The organism is Kribbella sp. NPDC050470, assembly GCF_044458365.1.
Taxonomy (GTDB): domain Bacteria; phylum Actinomycetota; class Actinomycetes; order Propionibacteriales; family Kribbellaceae; genus Kribbella.
This window is the reverse complement of sequence record NZ_JBITHV010000002.1, coordinates 284,730-303,329: the sequence shown is the minus strand read 5'-3', so window position 1 is coordinate 303,329 and position 18,600 is coordinate 284,730. Positions and strand designations below refer to the sequence as shown.

Annotated in this window: 17 protein-coding genes; 5 read left to right on the top strand and 12 right to left on the bottom strand. The window is 68.8% G+C overall.

Features of this window, described 5'->3' with window-relative positions; translation table 11 throughout:
* Window positions 1–393: 393 nt before the first annotated feature.
* From ACIBGM_RS06050 to ACIBGM_RS06015, 8 genes are all read right to left on the bottom strand, one after another.
* Window positions 394–1,602 carry a TIGR02679 family protein gene (locus tag ACIBGM_RS06050; protein ID WP_360538019.1) on the bottom strand — a complete coding sequence of 403 codons (1,209 nt, stop codon included), beginning with the start codon at window positions 1,600–1,602 and terminating at the stop codon, window positions 394–396.
* Complete coding sequence (locus ACIBGM_RS06045) at window positions 1,599–5,819, bottom strand: TIGR02680 family protein (protein ID WP_396384642.1); 4,221 nt, start codon at window positions 5,817–5,819, stop codon at window positions 1,599–1,601. Before ACIBGM_RS06045 ends, ACIBGM_RS06050 begins: the two co-directional genes overlap by 4 nt.
* Window positions 5,819–7,174: a TIGR02678 family protein gene (locus ACIBGM_RS06040; RefSeq protein WP_396384641.1), complete on the bottom strand. Its 1,356-nt coding sequence runs from the start codon at window positions 7,172–7,174 to the stop codon at window positions 5,819–5,821. Before ACIBGM_RS06040 ends, ACIBGM_RS06045 begins: the two co-directional genes overlap by 1 nt.
* Window positions 7,171–8,676 carry a TIGR02677 family protein gene (locus ACIBGM_RS06035; RefSeq protein ID WP_360538013.1) on the bottom strand — a complete coding sequence of 502 codons (1,506 nt, stop codon included), beginning with the start codon at window positions 8,674–8,676 and terminating at the stop codon, window positions 7,171–7,173. The genes ACIBGM_RS06040 and ACIBGM_RS06035 overlap by 4 nt, the downstream gene beginning before the upstream one ends.
* Window positions 8,677–8,686: 10 nt before the next feature.
* Window positions 8,687–9,544 (bottom strand): fumarylacetoacetate hydrolase family protein, encoded by an 858-nt coding sequence (locus tag ACIBGM_RS06030; RefSeq protein ID WP_396384640.1) that lies wholly within the window; start codon window positions 9,542–9,544, stop codon window positions 8,687–8,689.
* On the bottom strand, window positions 9,544–9,960 hold the full coding sequence (locus ACIBGM_RS06025; protein ID WP_396384639.1) for a nuclear transport factor 2 family protein: 417 nt from the start codon (window positions 9,958–9,960) through the stop codon (window positions 9,544–9,546). Before ACIBGM_RS06025 ends, ACIBGM_RS06030 begins: the two co-directional genes overlap by 1 nt.
* Window positions 9,957–10,340, bottom strand: a complete 384-nt coding sequence (locus ACIBGM_RS06020; protein WP_396384638.1) for a hypothetical protein — start codon at window positions 10,338–10,340, stop codon at window positions 9,957–9,959. The genes ACIBGM_RS06025 and ACIBGM_RS06020 overlap by 4 nt, the downstream gene beginning before the upstream one ends.
* A gap of 182 nt (window positions 10,341–10,522) precedes the next feature.
* Window positions 10,523–11,578 carry a molybdopterin-dependent oxidoreductase gene (locus ACIBGM_RS06015; protein WP_360526687.1) on the bottom strand — a complete coding sequence of 352 codons (1,056 nt, stop codon included), beginning with the start codon at window positions 11,576–11,578 and terminating at the stop codon, window positions 10,523–10,525.
* An 894-nt stretch (window positions 11,579–12,472) separates the two neighbouring features.
* On the opposite strand from ACIBGM_RS06015, the gene ACIBGM_RS06010 reads away from it, so the two are divergent.
* Window positions 12,473–12,832: an FUSC family protein gene (locus ACIBGM_RS06010; RefSeq protein WP_396384911.1), complete on the top strand. Its 360-nt coding sequence runs from the start codon at window positions 12,473–12,475 to the stop codon at window positions 12,830–12,832.
* Here ACIBGM_RS06010 and ACIBGM_RS06005 read toward each other — a convergent pair.
* Genes ACIBGM_RS06005 through ACIBGM_RS05995 form a run of 3 tightly spaced genes read right to left on the bottom strand, consistent with a single transcriptional unit; the run spans window position 12,803 to window position 15,598 of the window.
* Window positions 12,803–13,630, bottom strand: coding sequence for an IclR family transcriptional regulator (locus ACIBGM_RS06005; RefSeq protein ID WP_396384637.1), 828 nt, complete (start codon window positions 13,628–13,630; stop codon window positions 12,803–12,805). The genes ACIBGM_RS06010 and ACIBGM_RS06005 overlap by 30 nt on opposite strands.
* Complete coding sequence (locus ACIBGM_RS06000; RefSeq protein ID WP_360526681.1) at window positions 13,596–14,702, bottom strand: alcohol dehydrogenase catalytic domain-containing protein; 1,107 nt, start codon at window positions 14,700–14,702, stop codon at window positions 13,596–13,598. Before ACIBGM_RS06000 ends, ACIBGM_RS06005 begins: the two co-directional genes overlap by 35 nt.
* Complete coding sequence (locus ACIBGM_RS05995) at window positions 14,699–15,598, bottom strand: fumarylacetoacetate hydrolase family protein (RefSeq protein ID WP_396384636.1); 900 nt, start codon at window positions 15,596–15,598, stop codon at window positions 14,699–14,701. The genes ACIBGM_RS06000 and ACIBGM_RS05995 overlap by 4 nt, the downstream gene beginning before the upstream one ends.
* Before the next feature lie 92 nt (window positions 15,599–15,690).
* Between ACIBGM_RS05995 and ACIBGM_RS05990 the strand changes: the two genes are divergently transcribed.
* Window positions 15,691–16,434 (top strand): GntR family transcriptional regulator, encoded by a 744-nt coding sequence (locus ACIBGM_RS05990; RefSeq protein WP_396384635.1) that lies wholly within the window; start codon window positions 15,691–15,693, stop codon window positions 16,432–16,434.
* 111 nt (window positions 16,435–16,545) lie between these two features.
* Complete coding sequence (locus ACIBGM_RS05985) at window positions 16,546–17,454, top strand: VOC family protein (RefSeq protein WP_396384634.1); 909 nt, start codon at window positions 16,546–16,548, stop codon at window positions 17,452–17,454.
* A 15-nt stretch (window positions 17,455–17,469) separates the two neighbouring features.
* On the opposite strand, the gene ACIBGM_RS05980 is transcribed toward ACIBGM_RS05985, so the two are convergent.
* Window positions 17,470–17,823, bottom strand: a complete 354-nt coding sequence (locus tag ACIBGM_RS05980; protein ID WP_360526669.1) for a helix-turn-helix domain-containing protein — start codon at window positions 17,821–17,823, stop codon at window positions 17,470–17,472.
* Between the two features lie 90 nt (window positions 17,824–17,913).
* On the opposite strand from ACIBGM_RS05980, the gene ACIBGM_RS05975 reads away from it, so the two are divergent.
* On the top strand, window positions 17,914–18,198 hold the full coding sequence (locus tag ACIBGM_RS05975) for a hypothetical protein (protein WP_396384633.1): 285 nt from the start codon (window positions 17,914–17,916) through the stop codon (window positions 18,196–18,198).
* A 22-nt stretch (window positions 18,199–18,220) separates the two neighbouring features.
* On the top strand, window positions 18,221–18,583 hold the full coding sequence (locus tag ACIBGM_RS05970) for an isochorismatase family protein (protein ID WP_396384632.1): 363 nt from the start codon (window positions 18,221–18,223) through the stop codon (window positions 18,581–18,583).
* Window positions 18,584–18,600: the final 17 nt, after the last annotated feature.

Below are 18,600 nucleotides of genomic sequence, written 5' to 3'. Positions count from 1 at the left end.
CAGCTGCTATGCGTCGTCGATCAGATCGTGCTGTGCAAGTGCGGACTCGCCGCAGACGACCGCGTGGGAAGCTCGTGTGTGCACGTCAGCAGATCGAGATGTGCGGACTCGGGAGCCATGAGCGGCAGATCTGCAGTCGCCGCATGGGCAGGTTTGCAGGCTGGCTGGTGGCAGATTTGCATTCCGGGACATGCCCGGGGCGCCGAGAAAGCGATTCTTCGAGACCCTAGAGTCCCTCCGAGCGGTTCAGTGCCACGTCGATTGGTTGCTCGGGGAGCCGATAGCGGGGTTGTGTTACCACTGGCCTGACATACAACCCGGCAGTCGTGACACAACCTGGCAGCGGCCAGGAACCTGAACGGCTTGGCGCCTGGGTGAACCCGGGGTCTGAGGTCAGCGGTGGAGGTCTTGGAGTAGGGGGTGGATGAGACGTTCTTCCATGACTGCGCGACGGTGTTGCGACAGTGCGTCGGCGAGTCTGGGGTCCCATGGGCTGGTGGTGGGGGTTCCTTTGAGCGGTTCGCTGTCGCCGGTTTCGAGAGCGGCGAGGTAGTCGTCGGCGGTCATCCGCCACGGGGTGGCGTCGTACCGTTTGATGGCGGCCGCGGTGGTGCGTAGTCCGGTCCAGTCGAAGTCGCCTCGCCAGTGGATCCGTGCGTGCGTCCGCTCCAGGAGTTTGTGGAGGGCTGCGGAGGGCTGGCCTTCGCTGCAGATCAGGGTCGCGCAGTTCTCGGCGAGTTCGTCTGCGGCGACGCGGAGTACGGCCGGGTTCTCGCACACGTAGATGTCGTCGGCGACTGGTGTCAGGGGATCGATGGACAGTTGGTGCAGGGTGAGGCGGAACGGGATGCCGAACGCGGCGGCGTCGTTGAGCCAGGTCGCGATCACATGGTCCTCGGCGGCTTTGAGGCCGAGCACGAGGACCTGGCTGGCAAGGTCGTCCATGATGACGCCGGCTGCCTCCCAGGCGGCCCGCTGCTCGCCGCGGGTCACCGGCTTGGGTGTCGCGGTGCGGAGTGCCCAGGCTCGCAGGACGAGCGTGGCGAGCGTGGTCCCGGACAGTGCTTTCGTGTTTCCGGTGGCCCACTCAGCCAAGGCCGGCAGTGGCAGGCCGTCGGCTGGAAGGCGGTTGAGGACTTCGGCTGCCCAGGCGAGTTGTTCGTCGTCGTCGCGACGGATCAGCCGTGTGACGGTGCCGTCGCTCTGGACCTGTTCGAGCCAGGTCTGGAACCAGGGCTCGCCGGCGTGGCGTGGGCAGCGCCGTACGGCGTCTGCGACGGCCGCGGATCGTCGCGCGTCCTCGCTCGCGCGTTCTGCCGCGCGGTTGCGGACCGGACCGTCGAGCCGCGCGAGTACGGCGAGCAGGCCGGCGCCGTAACGGTCGTAGAGCGCGTCGTCGATCTCGGCGAGGGGGATGGTCAGCCTGGCGACGCTGGGATTGCGATGGCGTCCGGTCAGCCCGATGACAGTCCGTCGTTCGGCATCGGTGGGGTTGGTCAGGCCAACGTTGCCTTCGACAACACCACCGGTGCGCTCAAGGCGCCGCCGGCAGCTCGCGAGCAGGCGCTGCCAGCCCGTGTCGTTGCGCAGGTCCTCGATCATTCGTCCTCGTCGATGTCGCTGAGCTGACCCATGTGGTCGTCATCCGAGCGACGCCGGGTACCGGGAGAGCCGAGCCGGGACGCGAGGTCCGCGCCCGCCGTATCGGCGAGGACTTCCTTACCGTCCCAGACCATGAGTACGGCGCTGACCGTCCGATCGGTCTGGGAGTGCCGAAGGTCATAGTGAGCACAGCCGGGAACGGTGTCGTGGGTGGCCCACAGGTCGTACCCGGTCATGAATAGGTCGAGATCGAACTGGGTCGCGACGCCGAGCAGTTCACGCCGGCCGGGTTCGTCCACGCCGGCGAAAGCCTCGTCGAGGGCGATCAGCCGAGGGCAGTCGACTGTTGCCGATGACAACGTCACGTGGGCGGCGGCGAAGAGGGGCATGTGCAACGACACTGACTGCTCGCCGCCGGACAGCAGACTGTGTTTGGCCTGGGTCAGTCGTTCCTCGCTGCCGTCCGGGCGGAGCAGTTGCAGGACGAACGTCCGCCAGCGCCGGTAGTCCAGGACCTCGGCGAGCAGGTCGGAATAGCTGCGGTCCGGGTGGTTCGCGCGGGTACGCTTGATCTCGCGCGCGTAGTGGCTCCGCAGCGTCGCCAGGTCGTCCGGGCCGAGGCCGGCCGCGTCGTGCTCGAGCAGTCGGCAGACTGCGCGTTGTTCGTCGTCGAGCCAGTCGGCGAGCTCCCAGCGCATCCCGATCGAGGCGCCGGACGACATCCGTCGGCTGCGCATCTCGGTCACCATCTTGCTGATCAGGTCACGGGCATCGAGCGTCCGGTCGTGGATCTGCTGGGAGAGCCGGCCGAGCAACGCGTCCTCGAGGATCCGGCGTTCGGCCTCGGTCAGCAGCAGTTCCTGGTCGCGCCGCGATTCCTCGATCCGCCGGGCGAAGTCTCCGACGGGCGCGAAGCCCTGTTCGTCGGCGACTCGGACGACGATGACGTCATCGTCGCTGGACCATTCCGGCCGGTAGTCGTGCCCGGCGGCCGACAGTTCTGCCTGGAGCTCGGACAGCGCACCGGCGACCCGGGTCTTGCTGGACTTCAGCGACGCCTCAGTCGGGCGCAACTCCTGGGTGGATCGCAGGATCGCGGCCTGCAGCCGCGCGACCGCGTCCGGCACCGGGGCCACAGTCGCGGCTGGATCAGCGGCCAGCATCGCCCGGGTCTGCGCTGCCAGCCGTTCGGGTGTCTCCCACTCCTCTGTGGTTGCCGGCCAGCCATGATCAGCGGGGACCCTCAGGATGTCCAGCAGTTCCCGGTGAGCGTACGGCGCGAGGCGATGAGCGTCGGCCTGTGCTTCGCCGACGGCCCGGGCCAAAGCGGCGCCGGCATCGTCGGCCGCCTGCTTGCTGGCGGACTCGTTCCCGATCACGTCGCGGAGTTCGCGTTCGGTCTGTTTGTCGGTGAGTTCGGCGTCGTGGATCGCGGACCGGGTGGCCTCGACCTCGGCCAGTAACTGCTCGACGTCTGCGCCGACCGCAGCCTGCAACGCGGTCAGCGCTTCGGTCTGCTCGGCATGAGTGAGCTCGGCGTCGCGAGCTTCCTCGTCGAGTCGCTGAGCCTCCTCCCGAGCTTCGTCCCAAGCGCCCTCGGCCTTGGAGAGCTGCTCGTGCCGTGATGCCTGGTCCCGGCGTTCGGTGACCAGACTGTCTCCGGAGCGGACGAATCGGTCGATCGCGTCCCGCACCAGCTGGACCGCGGTCGCGTCGGCCGCGATCGAGTGCATCGCCGCGGTGGCGTGCAGCCGGCGCTCCCGGTCCGCGGCTTCGGCGATCGCCTGGTCGAGGCCGGCGCGGGCGCGTCCTTCAGCGGTGCGGAGAGCCTGCAAGGTCGCTGTGGTGCCAGCCAGCTTGCGCAGTGCGGCGATAATCGCGCCAGTGGCCGGCAGGTCGCGTTCGGCCCGCGCGATGCCGTCCAGCAACGCGGTCGTCGCGCTCAGCTCGTCGCCGAGTTGCCGCAGTTTCGTCTCCAGCCCGGCGATCTCCTGGTCGAGCTCCGCGAGCCGGGCCGCGCGGCGGCGCTCGCGGGCGGTGGCGCCGATGTACTCGGCGTACGGCTTGTGATGTGCGCCGATCTGGATGCCCAGCGCAAAGGAGCCCTGCTCTGGGCTCACCGTCGGTGCCGAAGGCGGTTCGTCGCCCAGGTCTGCGAGTACGATCGACTCCAACAGGGCGACGATCCGCTCCTCGTCGACCGGCGTACCGGGCTCGGGTGTCAGGACGGTGGCGAGCGTTCGACCGGCCGGTCTGCGGGCCGGGGGGAGCGGTACGAGGTAGGCGTCGGACTCGTCGGCGCCGAGCGTCTGGTCGTCGGGGAACACCCAGGCGTCGAGGAGGTTGGCCGCCTCCAGCGCGGCTTCCACCGCCGCGGCCTGATCCGCGGCGACGTGGTCGGCGAACCGGATCAGCCGCCACAGCGGGGTGCCCGGGCGCGCGTCCCGCGGGGCAGTGCGGGCGTGGAAGGCGGGTGGTGCGTCGTCGCGCTCCGTGGCGATCTCCGCGCGTTTGTCCTGTGCAACCTGCAGGTCGCCGGCCACCGCCGCGTGCTCTGCCCGGAGTTCGGCCGCGTGATCGCGCCGCTCCTGTACCTGGGTACGCACGGCGCGGTCGAACAGCTGTCCGAGGCCGGGCGCGTCAGGTTCGCCGATCCGCTCGACCCCGTGGCCCAGCGTGGCCCGGAGATCCGCCGTATCCAGTCCGTGAATCGCCGACTCGTGACGTGCTGCCCAGCGTGCGAGCTCGGCGGTCACCGCGTCCCGTGCTGCCGCGACCTCCTGCGCGTCGTGTTCGAGCTGCAGTTCGGCGTCGGCCACCTCGGTCTGCGCGCGATCGTACTCCTCGTCGCGTCGCCGCTGTTCCTGGCGGGCGTTGTCGAGCCGGGTCAGTGCGTCCTCGACCGCGAGGACGTCGGCCCGGCGGATCTCGGTTCGGGCGGTGACGCGCGAGCGTAAGCCCTCGTCGTCGGTCGCGTCGGCGACGTCCCACTCGATGCCGGCTTCGCCCGCGGCGGTTGCCAAGGTCATTGCGGCGCGGGCGACAGCGCGGTCCGCCTTGTCGAGCGCTGTTCGCGCCTCGTCGACGGCGCCGGACCGCCGGTTGACCAATTCGGTGGCCCGGGTCGCGGTTCCACGTTGTTTTGCGGCCGCAGTACCGAGGCTCTCCACCAGCTCGACGAGCTTGTCCAGGTCGGCCTTGGACTTGTAGGCGTCGCTTGCCTGCAACGATTCCAGCCGGGAACGGGACTGTGCCAGGACAATCGCAGCTGCCTCGCGACGTTGCTCGGCTTCCTGTAACGCAGTCCTTGCCCCGGCCGCCTCGGCGATTCGGCCGGCGAGAGCGTCCCGGGTCGCGCTGACCTCGGCCAGCCGGCCGCCGACGATGTCCGCGGCCGCGCGCGCGTGTGTTCGCAGGTAGGTGGTGTAGGTGCCCAGGAACGTCCGCGCTGCCTCGTCGGCCTTAACCAGGCCGTCCAGTGTTCGCTGAACGCTTTCCATGTGGTCGAACGAGCGCGCGGCTTCCTTGATCAGCTCGTCGTCGAGCGGCCGGAGGCCGTCTGCGAGCGTCCGCGACAGCGACTTCGGGTCGAGGTTGCGGGCCAGTTGTGGGCGACGCAACGTGAGCAGGAGGGCGAGGAGCTGCTCGTAGCGCTCCGGCCCGAGGCCGAACAGGGCGGCATCGACGGCGGCACGATGCTCGCCCGAGCGGTCGACGACCGCGCGGGCGCCGAGTTGTTCGACGAGCTGCTTCTTGGTCAGCGGCCGGTCGTCGGGACCGAGCAGCGAGAAATCGACCCCGACGCGGCCAGGGGTGACGAAGTACCAGCGCGTGACGCGGTCGTTGTGCCGCTGGGCCCGGAGCCCGGTGCCTATCGTCACGGCCTCGGCATCGCCGGTCACGGCGCGGCGGGTGAACTCCATCCAGACATAGCCGTACGCGCTGTCCTGGCCGCCGAACAGCAGGTTGGACTTCATTGTCCGTTCCTCGCTGGCGAACGGGTTCAGGCGCCGGGGCTCGATCCGGCCGTCGAGGACGAACGGAAACAGGACCTCGAGTGCCTTCGTCTTGCCCGAGCCGTTCGGTCCTCGCAGGACCAGCCGGCCATCGGCGAAGACGAACTCCTCGTCGCGATAATCCCAGAGGTTGATGACGCCGGCACGGCTCGGCCGGAAGCGGTCGTCGCTCAGGGTCGGTGTCCCCTCGTTGCTCGTCATTACTCGTCGAACAGAGTTGGCTCGGGTGCGCGTCGGCGTACCTGAACCGCGACCTCACGGTAACGGGCCATCAGCGGCAGGACCAACAAGCCGCCAGGTACCGCTGTGGCCATCCCGAGCGACACGAGACGCTCCACGACCCCGCTGAGCAGCCGCTCGGGTTCGGCTCGCAGCGCAGTCGCGAAGGTGTTGCCGTACCGCTCGATCAACCCTTCCATCGCGGTCGCCAGCCAGGTTTCCTCGATCAGCGGGTACGTCGCGGGCTCCGGGCGATCCGGCTCGGGCGCCTCCGGCGGCGGAGCGGTGGCCGGGCCCGCGCCCGCGAGTTCCGCGAGGATCCCGGCCCGGGGGAGCGCGTTGTCGAGGTCCGTTTCCAGCTCGGCGCTCCGCCCGGCCTGGAGCGCCATCTGTGCCGGTGACGAGCCCGCGACGCGCTCGGCGATCAGGCCGATGAGCAGGAGGGTGGCCTGTGCGACGGTGCCGGAGCCGGGGAAACGGATGTCGGAGAACTTGCCGGAGGTGTCGAGCATGGCGATGCCTTCGGCGCGTCGCTCGGCGACCAGCCCGGTCAGCCGCTCGACCTGCTGCACCGCATGTGGCCCACGGAGGATATTGCGCGTTGCATCGTCAACGGAGTCGAAGTAGGTCACCGGCTGTTCCACCAGCGCCCGCGACACGCGGGTCGCGGCCTCTCGCCGCCGGGCGTCCCGGCCGATCCCGTCCGGCCGGCCAGCGTTTACACCACCGAGCAGCGCCGAGACACTGCTGAGGTGCTGCAGAACGCGCGTCGGGCGGTAGATGGCAGTGATCGCGTCCTGATCGATGTCGTACAACGCCTCACCCGAGTCCGGGTCGTCCGCCCAGCGGCGGGCACTCCCGTCCGCCAGCCGCACCGCGCCGCGGATCTCCAGCCAGGCGACCGCGTCCACGAACGCGGACCGGTCGGCGGCCCTCTCGGTGGACAGGCCGAGACCGTCGATGCGGCGGGCGTCGGCCGCGACGTGGTCGGCGAGCTCCGACAGCGCGATCTGGAGACCGGCACGCCCGAGCGCGGCCAGGGTCAGAGCCAGGTACGCGTACCGCCGCCGATCGAACGGCCGATCGGTGGCGGTCCTGGCCGGCTGTGACGCGTCCAGCTCGTCGAGGATCCTGATCAGCCGGGCCGTCCGCGCGGTCAGCTCCAGCCGGTATCCGAACACCGTGTGCAGGTCGGATCGCAGGTGGTCGGCGAATCGCCGGATCATCGGCATCGCGGACGGATCGGGGTACGTCTCGGTGATCAGCGGGTTCGACAGCAGCAGCCGTACGGCGTGCTGGTAGTCGGCGAGCTCGATCCCCTGGATCGGCGTACTCATTCGGCCGCCTCGACGGTCAGACGGTGCCGGTCAAGATGCAGCCGGCCGCGGACCGTATCGACGACAGTAGGCGTCGGGTGCGGGACGAGCCGGAGCTTGATGCCGTACGCCGTACCGCTGCCGGTGGATCGGGTCGTGCCGGCCGTGGGGACCCGGGTAGTGAGGGCTACGCTCAGCAGCTCGAACAGCAGCTCGGTCTCGTCCTCGTCGAGCACCCTCCCGTCCAACCCGTCCGCCAACGACGAGGCAGCTCCGATACGAGCCGCGTGTTCGGCGAGCTGCGCTTCTCTGAGCCGCCGGCGCAGGGCGTCGTTGCGTTCGATCCGCGCCGGACGCCCAGGACTCGGCGGCTTGCCGGTCTCGACCAGGGTCCGGGCGATCGGCACTGCCGGGGCTTCCCACCACGACCGCCGTGCCGGGATCAGCTCCGGATCAGCGTGTACGACGCCGACGTGCCTCGGCACCCGGAGGTTGAACACCGCTCCGAAGAGCGCATGCGCAGCGTCCTCGTTCGGCGTTCGCGCGAACCACTCGGCCAGATGCCGCAGCTGGCTCTCCCGGCTGACCCCGCGCGTCCGGGCCTCGGTGAGCCGGCGGAGCATCGCGAGCACCTGCGCGATCGCGCTGACCGTTCCGGACTGAAGCCGCTCGACCTCGGGCGCTCCGTCCTCACCCGCGACGAACCAGTGCGTGAGGCCTCGCCACCGCTGGTGCCAATCCGCCACCCGCTCTGCGGGCGAACGAAAGATCCGCTCGTCGGCCTCCGCAGCGAGCTCGACCATCCGCTGCACGCCATGCGACTCCACCTGGGCGGTGGCCGCGGCGAGCTTGGGTGCGTAGCGTGCCAGCTCGGTTGTGAACTCCCGCATATGTGCGAGCAAGGCATCCTTGTGCGCAAGGAAGATCTCGACCGACGCTTCCTGCGGTTTCGCCAGGTCGCCGAGCATCAGATAGAAGCGGGCTGCTCTGGCAGCCAGGTCCGACAGCTTGCTGTCCAGACGGGTCAGCCTGCGGTACACGTCCTCGCTGTTGTCCGAGGCAACCGCCTCGCCCAGTGCGACCAGGTCGTCGAGCAGTTCAGGCAGGACGAGCCTCGACAGCGACGCGTCGGCGACGCTTGCGCCGAGCACATCCTCGACGGCGCGGTACGCGCGATAGCCGGCCTCGGTGAACTGATAGACGTAGTGCCGGTTGCGGTACTCCGCGAGACTCGCGGCCCGGGCGCCGTCGTAGCTACGATCAACCACTCGGTAGGCGTGCAACTGGTCGAGAATCCTGGTGATCTCGTCGGAGTCGAGCTCACTTGTGAGCGGCAGGATGTCGTTCGCGTGGACCAGCACTTGATAATTCGCGCGCGCCCGATCCATCGCCCGCAGTACCTGCAGATAGTCCGTCCGCTTGTCGGCAGCCGTCCAATGAAACAACCGGAGACGATCATCCAACTCGAACGCATCGATCCCGAAGGCCGACCGATCTGTCTCCCGCGGTCCGTCGTTCGACACGTCAACTCCCTCAGACTGCACACGCCAAGGCTACCGAGCCGCGGCACCCGGCAATGCCCGACCGGGGACCGAGCTCCTTCTGCCAGAGGGCGTACAGCTCACGCTGTCTTGTCGTCAGGCGAGATTGGGGTCGTCGAAGGCGTGTTCGAGGGGTGCCTGAACTGTGGTTCTTCGCGGCGGCGCCGCAGAGGACGACGTCGCCGGGATGCAACGTCATCACGGCGGAGAGATACACCAGTACGTCGGCGACTCCTCGGGCCAGTCCGGCCGTGCTCGCCTGCGGGCCGAGACCGGTCTCGTCGCCGAGTTGGACCGCGACGTCGCTCGGATCGAGATCCGTGCGGATCCACGGTCCGAGCGGTGTATAGGTGTCTCTGCTCTTGGCGGTGGTCCACAGGCTGTCCGATGCCTGGGCGGTTCGGTCGGTGACGTCGTTGGCGCAGGTGTAGCCGAATACGGCGGTGAGGGCGTTGTCACGGGTCAGGTTGCGGGCGGGTGTGCCGATGACGACGGCGAGTTCCGCTTCGGCGTCGATGTGGTGGTGCCGGCCGACCTCCAGTTCGATGGCTTCTCCTGGGGCGATGACCGAGTGTGGAGACTTGTGGAACGCCTGCGGTGGTAGCGCTTGGTCGGCCGGCCCGGTGTTGTGCGCCATGCCGACGATGACCCGGGGGTGGCACGGCGCCAGCAGGGTTGCGCGCTCGGCCGGTATCGAGGAGGTCGTGCTGATCGTCCCTGCCGCGTCGGAGGCGAAGGGATCGGCGATCGGGTGATAGCTCGCGGTGTCGTCGGCGTCCAGTTGAACGTCGGCGTACGTTCGTGCGCCCTGGTGGGGTCCGGCCGTGACCTGGATCCTGGCGACCAGCATCAGGCACCACCGACCGGCGTCGCGTCCTCGGGGACACCAGCGTCGCCGGCGATGCCGAGCGGGGCGAGCGGCTCGTTGACCCACGACACCAGTTGCCAGCCGGCGCCGTCGGCTTGCCGGGTGAAGACCCTGATGTTGCGAAAATGCTGCGCCCCGGCCGGAGTGGCCTTGGAGACCGCGCAGACCACGACCGCCCGGTTGTCGAACATCGTCGTGGACTCGATGCGCGTCTGCCGTGGCGAGCTGACGGTCAAGGAGTCGAGGAAGGTCGCCCGGTCGTCGAAGCGCACGCCATCCGGGCGGCCCATGCTGAAGGTTGGTGCGAGGAGACGTTCGAAGAAGGCTCGATCCGCGGACGCTTCGGCGTCCCCGATCGCGAGGTTGATGGCGGCGAGTTCGCGTTCCGGCCGGATCATGCGGAGTGCCTCTCCGTGCGGTCGCCGGCCCACAGGGTGTGGAAGGTCCCGGTTTTGTCCACACGCTGGTAGGTGTGCGCCCCGAAGAAGTCGCGCTGGCCCTGGGTCAGGGCGGTGGGCAGCCGTTCCGATCGCAGACCGTCGTAGTAGGACAACGCTGCCGCGATGCCGGGCGTTGGGATACCTGCTCTCGCGGCTCCCGCGACGACATTGCGCCAGGAGTCCTGCGCGGCCGAGACGGCGACGGTGAAGTACGGTGCCAACAGCAACGACTCGGGAAGCTCGGTGCCGGCGGCGACGTCATAGGCCTCGGTGATCCGGTCCAGGAACTTCGCCCGGATGATGCACCCGCCGCGCCAGATCCGAGGTGCGCGAGGCACCTGAGCAATGACTCGGGTTCCCTGAGCTATCCTTCGTGTCGCGGTTCGGCCCCGACTTCTCCACCCGCCGCACCTCTTGAGCAAACGCCGATCCGACCTCCAGATAGTGGCAGCGTTGGCGCATCTGCGTCGTGTCCTCGCAGGCGGCTTCGCGGAGGAGACTGACTGATCAATCGGCCGAGTCACTGCAACGGGAACGGCGGCTGCCACCACCACGGCCGGGTATCGACGACCACGCGATCCAGCCATTTGACCCACCAGAAGCCCCGTCGCCCCGGCGCGACGAGCCGTGCCGGCCCGCCATGGCCGATAGACAGCGGCCGGTCGGCGAGATGCGTTGCGATGAGCAGGGACGGTACGTCCCGCAGCGGCAGGCGCCGCGCGTACCCGGTAACGGAGACCGCGACGACGCTGCGTGCGTCCGGCGGGAGCGATGCCGGCAGCAACCGGTCGAGCCGCACCCCGCGCCAGCGCTGGTCGGCGTACCAGCCGCCGGTGCAGTCGAGCACCGCCTCCATTTCGTCGGTGGCCATAGCCAGCAACGCGTCGCGGTCGAGTTCGGCCACCTGCCGACCCGCCACCCCGACACGCAGCCGCCAGGTGGCAACGTCGACCCTGGGCACAGCGTCCAGGGCCCACTGCGTGACCGGCATCGCCTCCGGACGATCCGAGCCGACCTCGTGCGAGCCGGTCACCCGGCGGTCCTGCCCCGGCAACGAGAGCCCACGGGCAACACCTTCCACCGCGACGTATGCCGCAGCCGCACCCCCGCCGAGCCAGAGCGCGCGGAGCAGGGTGCGCCGGGACAGGTCAGTACGCCGCGGCCGCTGCGGGTGCTGGAGCACGTGCAGGACAGCGAACGGCACCGCAAGCACCGCGGCACCCACGTGCACCTGCATCGGCGTCAGACCTGCGTAGGTCCGGAAGCCGCCGAGGACGTGCACGACGCCCGCGAGAAGCGATACGGCGACGAGAGCCCCGAGGACGAGGCCGGCAGCCGCACGCCAGGAAGCCGACCGGAATGCCCTGCTCCGCCGCACGATCAGCGACTTCCACGGGACGAGCAGCACCAGGGCCAGACCCGCCGCGCCGTGCAGCACCGTGACGATCCACCCGGGCGTCGTGGTACCCGTGCCGAACGCGGCCCAACCGGTGGTGAACGCGAGCACGAGAAGCACCAGCAGGGCGACGTTGGTACGGCGCCCGGCACGTCGGCGGACCCGACCTTCCCGGCCCATACATCAAGTGTGCAGCGTCAGCTCCGGAGGGCCTCGCCAGGGCGGGGCGGCCCACGGTTAAGTGGTGCTCCGCACGCCTTCACGCACATCGGCTGCGTGCGTTGGCCGGCGTCCCCACGTGGTCGCCAGGCTTCTAGCTTGTCGCACATCAGCCGGGACACTCGTCCCCCAGGTCATCTGCCAGTCGGAGCGCGGGTCGCGGCATGGGCGGTCAACAAGGGGGCTCACGGTGGTCGCTACCTTGGCCAATGCCGTCGCTCCGGCAGTACGGTCATCGGCGCAGTCGCGCCCAAATGAGCGGCGGAGTCTGATGGCTCTGAACGCACGAGCGTAGAGTCACCGAGAGGGGGCCCGCACGCGGTGATTTGGGGGGTGCGCGGTGAGCGAAAACGAGAACATCGATCCACGACCTGCGGGATCGCCGGCGGAAGCGCGGTCCCAAGCAGGGCGGTTGCTTCTCATCGTGGGTGCGGTACTGGTAGGGGCTGTCCTTCCTGCCCTCCTGGTTGGCGCGCTCGTGGGCGAGTTCGGCGTCTCGGCGTCGTTCACCGGTGTGTTGTGGGGAGTGCTCGGAGCCAAACTCGGTGGGACTCAACGGATTGCTTACCTGGCTCCTGCACTCGGTGTCGTGGCGGCCTGGCAGCTTGGACGGCGTACGACTGGTGGTGGGCGGCGCTGCTTGCGGCTACGGGAGTTGTCGCGGGCGCAGGATTCCGGGCTGGCTGGTTCGGCGCTCTGTTAGTCGGTTCATATGCCGCAACGTTCACTACCCCGGTGTCGACAGGAACGGCCGCACTGACCTTCGGCGCCATCGTGGCGATCGGAACGGTGTACGGCGTCGTCATCGCTCGTCGGTTCGGCGCGCCGCCGGTAATCGAGGGTGATCGGTAGTCACTGCCGGTCACTGCCCTCATCGCTGTCGCATTCGGCGCAGTCCTCGGTGCGGCTGCTGCCCTCGGGGTGGCCATGTCGTGGACCGGGCCCTACTGGGCACCCGAGCCGATCCGCATCCTGGTCATGTACATCCTGATGGGCAGACGCGAGCGGATCAGGGAGAAGGCCCTCGGCACCGCACTCGGTGCAGCTGCGGCGGTGGTCGTTGCGATCATCGGGCCACCCGCGTGGGTACTCACCGCGGCGGCGATCGTCGCGTTCCTGCTGGCACTCACGCAGCGGGCCGTGTACTGGCGTCCGCGACGGACCTCGTCCACTGCTGCTCGGAGTTCAGCTCTGAAGTCCCTCGCCGGATCGTAGGCGCGGGAGTCCGCGGGCGATTGCGGCAGCGGTCGCCTGCATGCTCGGCAGGTACGAGACGAGCGTCCGGCGACTCGAACGGATCGACGGGCATGCCAGGACCAGGGCCGCGACTGCCTTGCCGTGATGGCCCGTCACGGGGATTCCGATCGCGTTGACGCCTCTCTCGCTTTCCTCGAGGTTGAGGGCGTAGCCGTTCCGGCGTACGGCTGACAGCTCGCGACGGAGGGCGGCCAGGTCGCGGACCGAGCCGTCGCGCATCGGCACCTGGCCTGTTGGATACAGGGCCGTCAGCTCGGCGTCCGTCAGGCACGCGAGGAGGACCTTGCCGCCCGAGGTGGTGTGCGCCGGAAGCAGGAGACCGACCCGGCTGCCGACGCGGAGTGCGTGCGTACTCTCGACGCCGTCGACGAAGCGGGAGCCGTTGCCTTCGAGTGTGACCAGGTGCACTGTCTCCTCGGTCTCGGTGGAGAGCGCAGCCAGGTGTGGATGCGCGACGCTACCGAGGTTGGCGCGACGCTCCTGCGGGACACCGAGTTGCTTCAGTAGCGGGCCCGGAAAGTAGACCCGCTGCCGGTCCTGCTCCGCGAACCGCAGCCGCTTCAGGGTGGACAGCAACCGGTGCGCCGTCGGTGGAGTGACCGAGAGAAGTTGAGCCGCGTCTGCCACGCGTAGTCGGCCGCGCTCGCTGAGGGCCGCGACGAGCACAAGCGCGTTCTCGGCCGACGAGACCACCTCGGGTGATGGCATCAGCGCCTCGGTATCAGGATCCGACGACCAGTACGACCCGGCCGACATTCAGATCATCCTCCAGATACCGGTGCGCCGCAGCTGCCTCGGAAAGCCCGAAGGTCGCCGCCACCGGAGGCCGGAACCCCCGCGCGACCTCGTCCCAGAGCCGGCGGCTGCTGGCCTTGTTACCGGTCCGTACGCCGAGGACCTGCTGGCCCATCGAGTACAGGCGTTGCAGATTCACTGGAACCTCGGCACCCCGGAACGCACCACTGGACACCAGCACCCCACCGCGCCCCAACGCAGCTTGGCTGTTGCGCCACAACCGCGGATCACCGATGTCGTCTACGACGATGTCGGCTCCGACGCCGCCGGTCAGGTCGAGGATCCGGTCGGCGAAGTCGGCCGCGGTGCCGTCGAGCACGTGCTCGAAGCCGAGCTGCCGCAACTGGGCTCGCTTGCCTGCAACGCGGGAGGTCGCCACCACGTTTGCCCCGAGCTGCTGGGCCAGCAGCGCGGTGATGCTTCCGAGTGCGGACGGCGCTGCTTGCACCACGACCCAGCTGCCAGGTCTCAGGCCCGCCTGGGTCAGCTGGTTCATGGCCACGGCGCCACCGAGTGCGAGCGCGCACGCGGTGACCGGGTCGATCCCCGCGGGCACCGGGTGGAGGTTCGTTGCCGGTACGGCGACGTACTCGGCGTACGCCCCTGGTCGGTGGGTACCGATGATCTCCAGTCGCCGGCAGAGTTCGTCGCGCCCCTGGCGGCACACAGAGCACTCGCCGCAGGTGATGACGGGGAATGTCGCGACCTGCTGTCCGACCTCGAGGTCGGTGACGTCCGCCCCGACAGCGGCGACGACGCCTGCATGCTCGGCCCCGAGAACGTGCGGGAATGTGAAACGAGCATAGGGATGCGTGCCCGCACGGGCCGACAGGTCCAGCAGGCGGCCGACGCTCACCGCGGCGACCTGCACCAGGACCTCGCCCGGCAGGGGGTGTGGCACCGGCAGCGAGTGCGGCTGTAGTACGTCAGGTGACCCGAACTCGTGGAACACGGTCGCGGTCATCGTGCTGCCCGGGGTCCGGAGCGCCGGCCACCGTGCAGTCTCGCTGCGGATTCCCTCCTGTGTGGTCATGGTTTCACCATGCGGTTCTCGAGGCGTCCGATGCGCTCGATCTCGGTGACCACGACGTCGCCCGGGCAGAGGAACGTGTGCCGCGGCATGCCGACTCCGGCCGGCGTGCCGGTGAGGATGACGTCACCGGGCTCCAGTGTCAGGATCCGGCTGGCGGCCGCGATCAGGCGGGGGATCGGCACCACCATGTCGGCGGTCGTTCCGTCCTGTTTGAGCTGTCCGTTCACCGACAGCCGCAGGCCGAGGTCGTGAGGGTCCTCGATGAGCCAGCTCGGGACCACGCCGGGCCCGAGCGGGCAGAAGCCGTCGAACCCCTTGTGGCGAAGCCAGTCCCAGTCGAACGGCGGGAAGACCGCGTCGGTGCGCGGGAAGAGGCCACGGGCCGACAGATCGTTGGCGACCGCGTAGCCGGCGACGTGATCGAGCGCTTCGGCAGCAGAGATGTCCCTGCCTCCGCGGCCGATGACCACGGCGAGCTCGGCTTCCCAATCGACGTTCGATTCTCCGTCGGGCAGGGCCACCTCGTCCCACGGCCCGACGATCGTTGTGGTCGGGGGCTTGAGGAAGAAGAACGGCTCGCCGTCCGGATCGGGCGGCTGGGTGCCCATCTCCTGCGCGTGGCTGTAGTAGTTCGCACCGGCGCAGATGACCTTGCGCGGATAGGTCAACGGAGCGATCAGAACGCCATCAGGCACCGGTACGAGGCTCGAGACGTCGAGCCTCCGCAAGGCCGGAGCATGATCATCCCAGCGGCTCAGCGCGTCCATCAGGCCGGCGCTGCGGAAGTCGTCCGGTGCCGCGCGAACGGCGCCGTCGACCAAGACGCCGAGGTACGTCGAGCCGCCCGGATCATCGGGAATGGCGTACTGCACCAGCGCCCACGGGTGATCGGACATTGTGCCCCTCTCATTTGGCCTCAAAGTGCACACACTTTGCGCTATCCTGTCAAGGCCGAGAGTCTGGCGGCGATCTCGAGGAGGAGCACGGCATGAGTGAAAGCAGCGTCATCGCCTCGCTGGGGAAGCCGATGATCCGCGACCCTCGGACGACCAGCCTCGACCTGCACGCCCATCTGCGCCGGCTGATCACCAGTGGCGCACTGGCTCCCGGCACGATCCTCAAACAGGCCGAGCTCGCGCGGATCTTCGAGGTCAGCCGGACCCCGCTGCGAGAAGCGTTCCGGATGCTGCAGGAGGAGGGCCTGATCGAGGCCGACCTGAATCAGCGACCGCGAGTCCGCGGCCTGGACGCCGACGAGCTGGATCAGCTCTATGCCAGCCGGATCGCGCTCGAGGCGCTGGGGGCCCGGGTCACGACGGGCCGCTTGTCGGCGGACGAGATCGATGAGGGACGCTCGCTGTTGCGGCGGATGGACGAGGCGCGCGGCGATCAGGCGATGCCCGAATGGCTCGGTCTGCACCGCCGCTTCCATCAGATCTGCACCGCTCGGGCGGGTGGCCCGCTGGCCCGGGCGATCACGTCGTACGGCGAACAGAGCGAGCGCTACCTGCTCACGTACCAGGCCTGGCATCCGGACTCTTTCGCGCGGGCCCATCGCGAGCACGTCGCGATCCTGCGTGCGGTCGGTGGTTCGGACTCGATGCTGTCGGGGTGCCTGATGGCCGAGCATCTCTCGCACACCGCGATGACAGTCTTGCGCGATCTGTCCGTGGATCTGCCGGCGCGTGCGGTCGTGCAGGCACTGGCGATGGTCAGCGGCACCCTGGACTGATCCGCGGACGATTCCGGAGGGTGGAATTTGCCCGGCGGGGTCTTCACCTCCGCAGATTGTTCCATGCAAAGTGTCTACACAAGCACTACGCCGTCAGATGGGAGACCGACGATGAGAGTCAAGGGTCTGCTGCACTACGGGCTCCAGGTGCCCTCGCTCGAAGTCGGCCACGCTTTCTACACCGACTTCGGACTCGCGGTTCGCGAGCGCGACGACGCGCTGGTGGTGCGTTGTGACGGGCGTGGGATGGATCAGGCCGTTCTCAGCGAGGGGCAGCGCAAACAGCTGCGGTTCGTGTCGTTCGCCGTGGAGGCCGGGTCGTTGCCGGACTGGCAGCGACGGCTGGAATCGGCCGGCGTCAAGCTCGCCGACGCGCCGATCCAGGCGGCCGACGGCGGCCTGTGGTTCTCCGATCCGGACGACGTACAGGTCAACCTTCGGGAGGACGAGCTCGTGCCCTGGCGCAAGGCGGCGCCGGAGGACTCGATGTTCAACTTCGGTGACGACATCCAGCGCCTCGACCAGGCCCGGTGGCTGACCGCGGACGCGCCGGCATCACCGCGCCGGCTGAGCCACATGCTGATCTTCGTGTCGAGCCTGGCCGCGTCCGAGCGGTTCTACACCGAGCTACTCGGTCTTCGGTTGTCGGACCGGATCAAGGGCATGGCCACGTTCCTCAATGCGGGCCCCGGGGATCACCACGTCTTCGGCTTCATCCAGAGCACACACCCCGGCCTGCACCACTCCAGCTGGGAAGTCCCGAACTTCGACCAGTTGGCAATCGGAGCACGGACGATGCAGGAGCGGGGCTATCAGGAGGGCTGGGGACTCGGCCGGCACACGCTGGGCTCGAACATGTTCCACTACATCCGGGATCCGTGGGGAAGCTGGATCGAGTACAGCACCGATATGGACCGGATCACCGAGGCGTGGAAGGCCAGTGACTGGGACATCCCGCCGGCCGTCTGGTGCCCGATGCCTCCGGAGACGTTCCTGGCAAACCTGGAAGACCAGGGCTGAGCCGGTCTGGACTGCTCAGGCCTGGTGGGGGACGGGTCTGCCCTCGGCGTCCGTGGGAGCGCCGGCCCAGATCCTGAGTGCGTCCATGGCGGGTTCGAGACCCCGGCCGCGCTCGGTGAGCCGATAGGTGACCGTCACCGGCGGTCCTTCGGAGACCTCGCGCTGCACCAGGCCGGCATCCTGTAGCTCGGTCAGGCGGTCGGACAGCACTCGCTTGGACAGCTCGGGCAGCGCCGCGGCGAGCTCGTTGAAGCGTGCAGGCCGCTGCAGCAGCAGATCGATCAGCAGGCCGGACCAGCGCTTCCCGAGCAGGGCAAACGCCTCCTCCGTGTAGGAGCAGGCGTGCAGCGGAACTCTCGGCTCGATCACCCGTCCAGTGTACGGGGATTCGAACTTTTCTCATCAGGTGCTATGAAGTAACCTGCTGCTAAAAGCGCACCTTAGTGAGAGGAAATCGAGATGAGCGAGAATCCGTACCCCGCCGCGCGGCTGACCCGTGACCTGGCCGCCCTGGTTCTGGTCGACCATCAGGTCGGCCTGCTGCTCGGCGTGCACGACCATGATCAGGAGCAGCTCCGCCGCAACGTGATCGCCCTGGCGAGGGTCGCTCAGGCGTACCAACTGCCGGTCGTCATCACGACGAGTGCCGACGACGGACCGAACGGCGTCCTCTTGCCCGAGCTGGCCCAGGTACTACCGGACGCCTCGGTGATTCCGCCGGCCGGGCGAGATCGATGCCTTTGACAACGAGCAGTTCGCGGCGGCGGTGCAGGCGACCGGTCGTGACCAGCTGATCATCGCCGGCATCAGCACCGACGTCTGCGTCACGTTCGCGGCGTTGTCCGCGGTCGCCGCCGGCTACCAGACTCACGCCGTACTGGACGCTTCGGGCACGTGGAACGCGCTGGCCTCGCACGCCGCCGCCGCGCGCATGCAAGGTGCCGGTGTCGTCCTCAACAGCACGGTCGCCGTGGCGGCCGAACTCCAGCGGGACTGGCGTCACGCGGGTGGCCAGGAGTTGGCTGGTCTGTACGCGCAGCACGCGATTCCCTTCTATGGTTCGCTGATCTCGTACGTCGTACCTGCCGCCGAGCCCGCTTGCAGGGCTGACCCAAGCGCCGGGGTCTGAGGCGGCCCGCGTTCCGC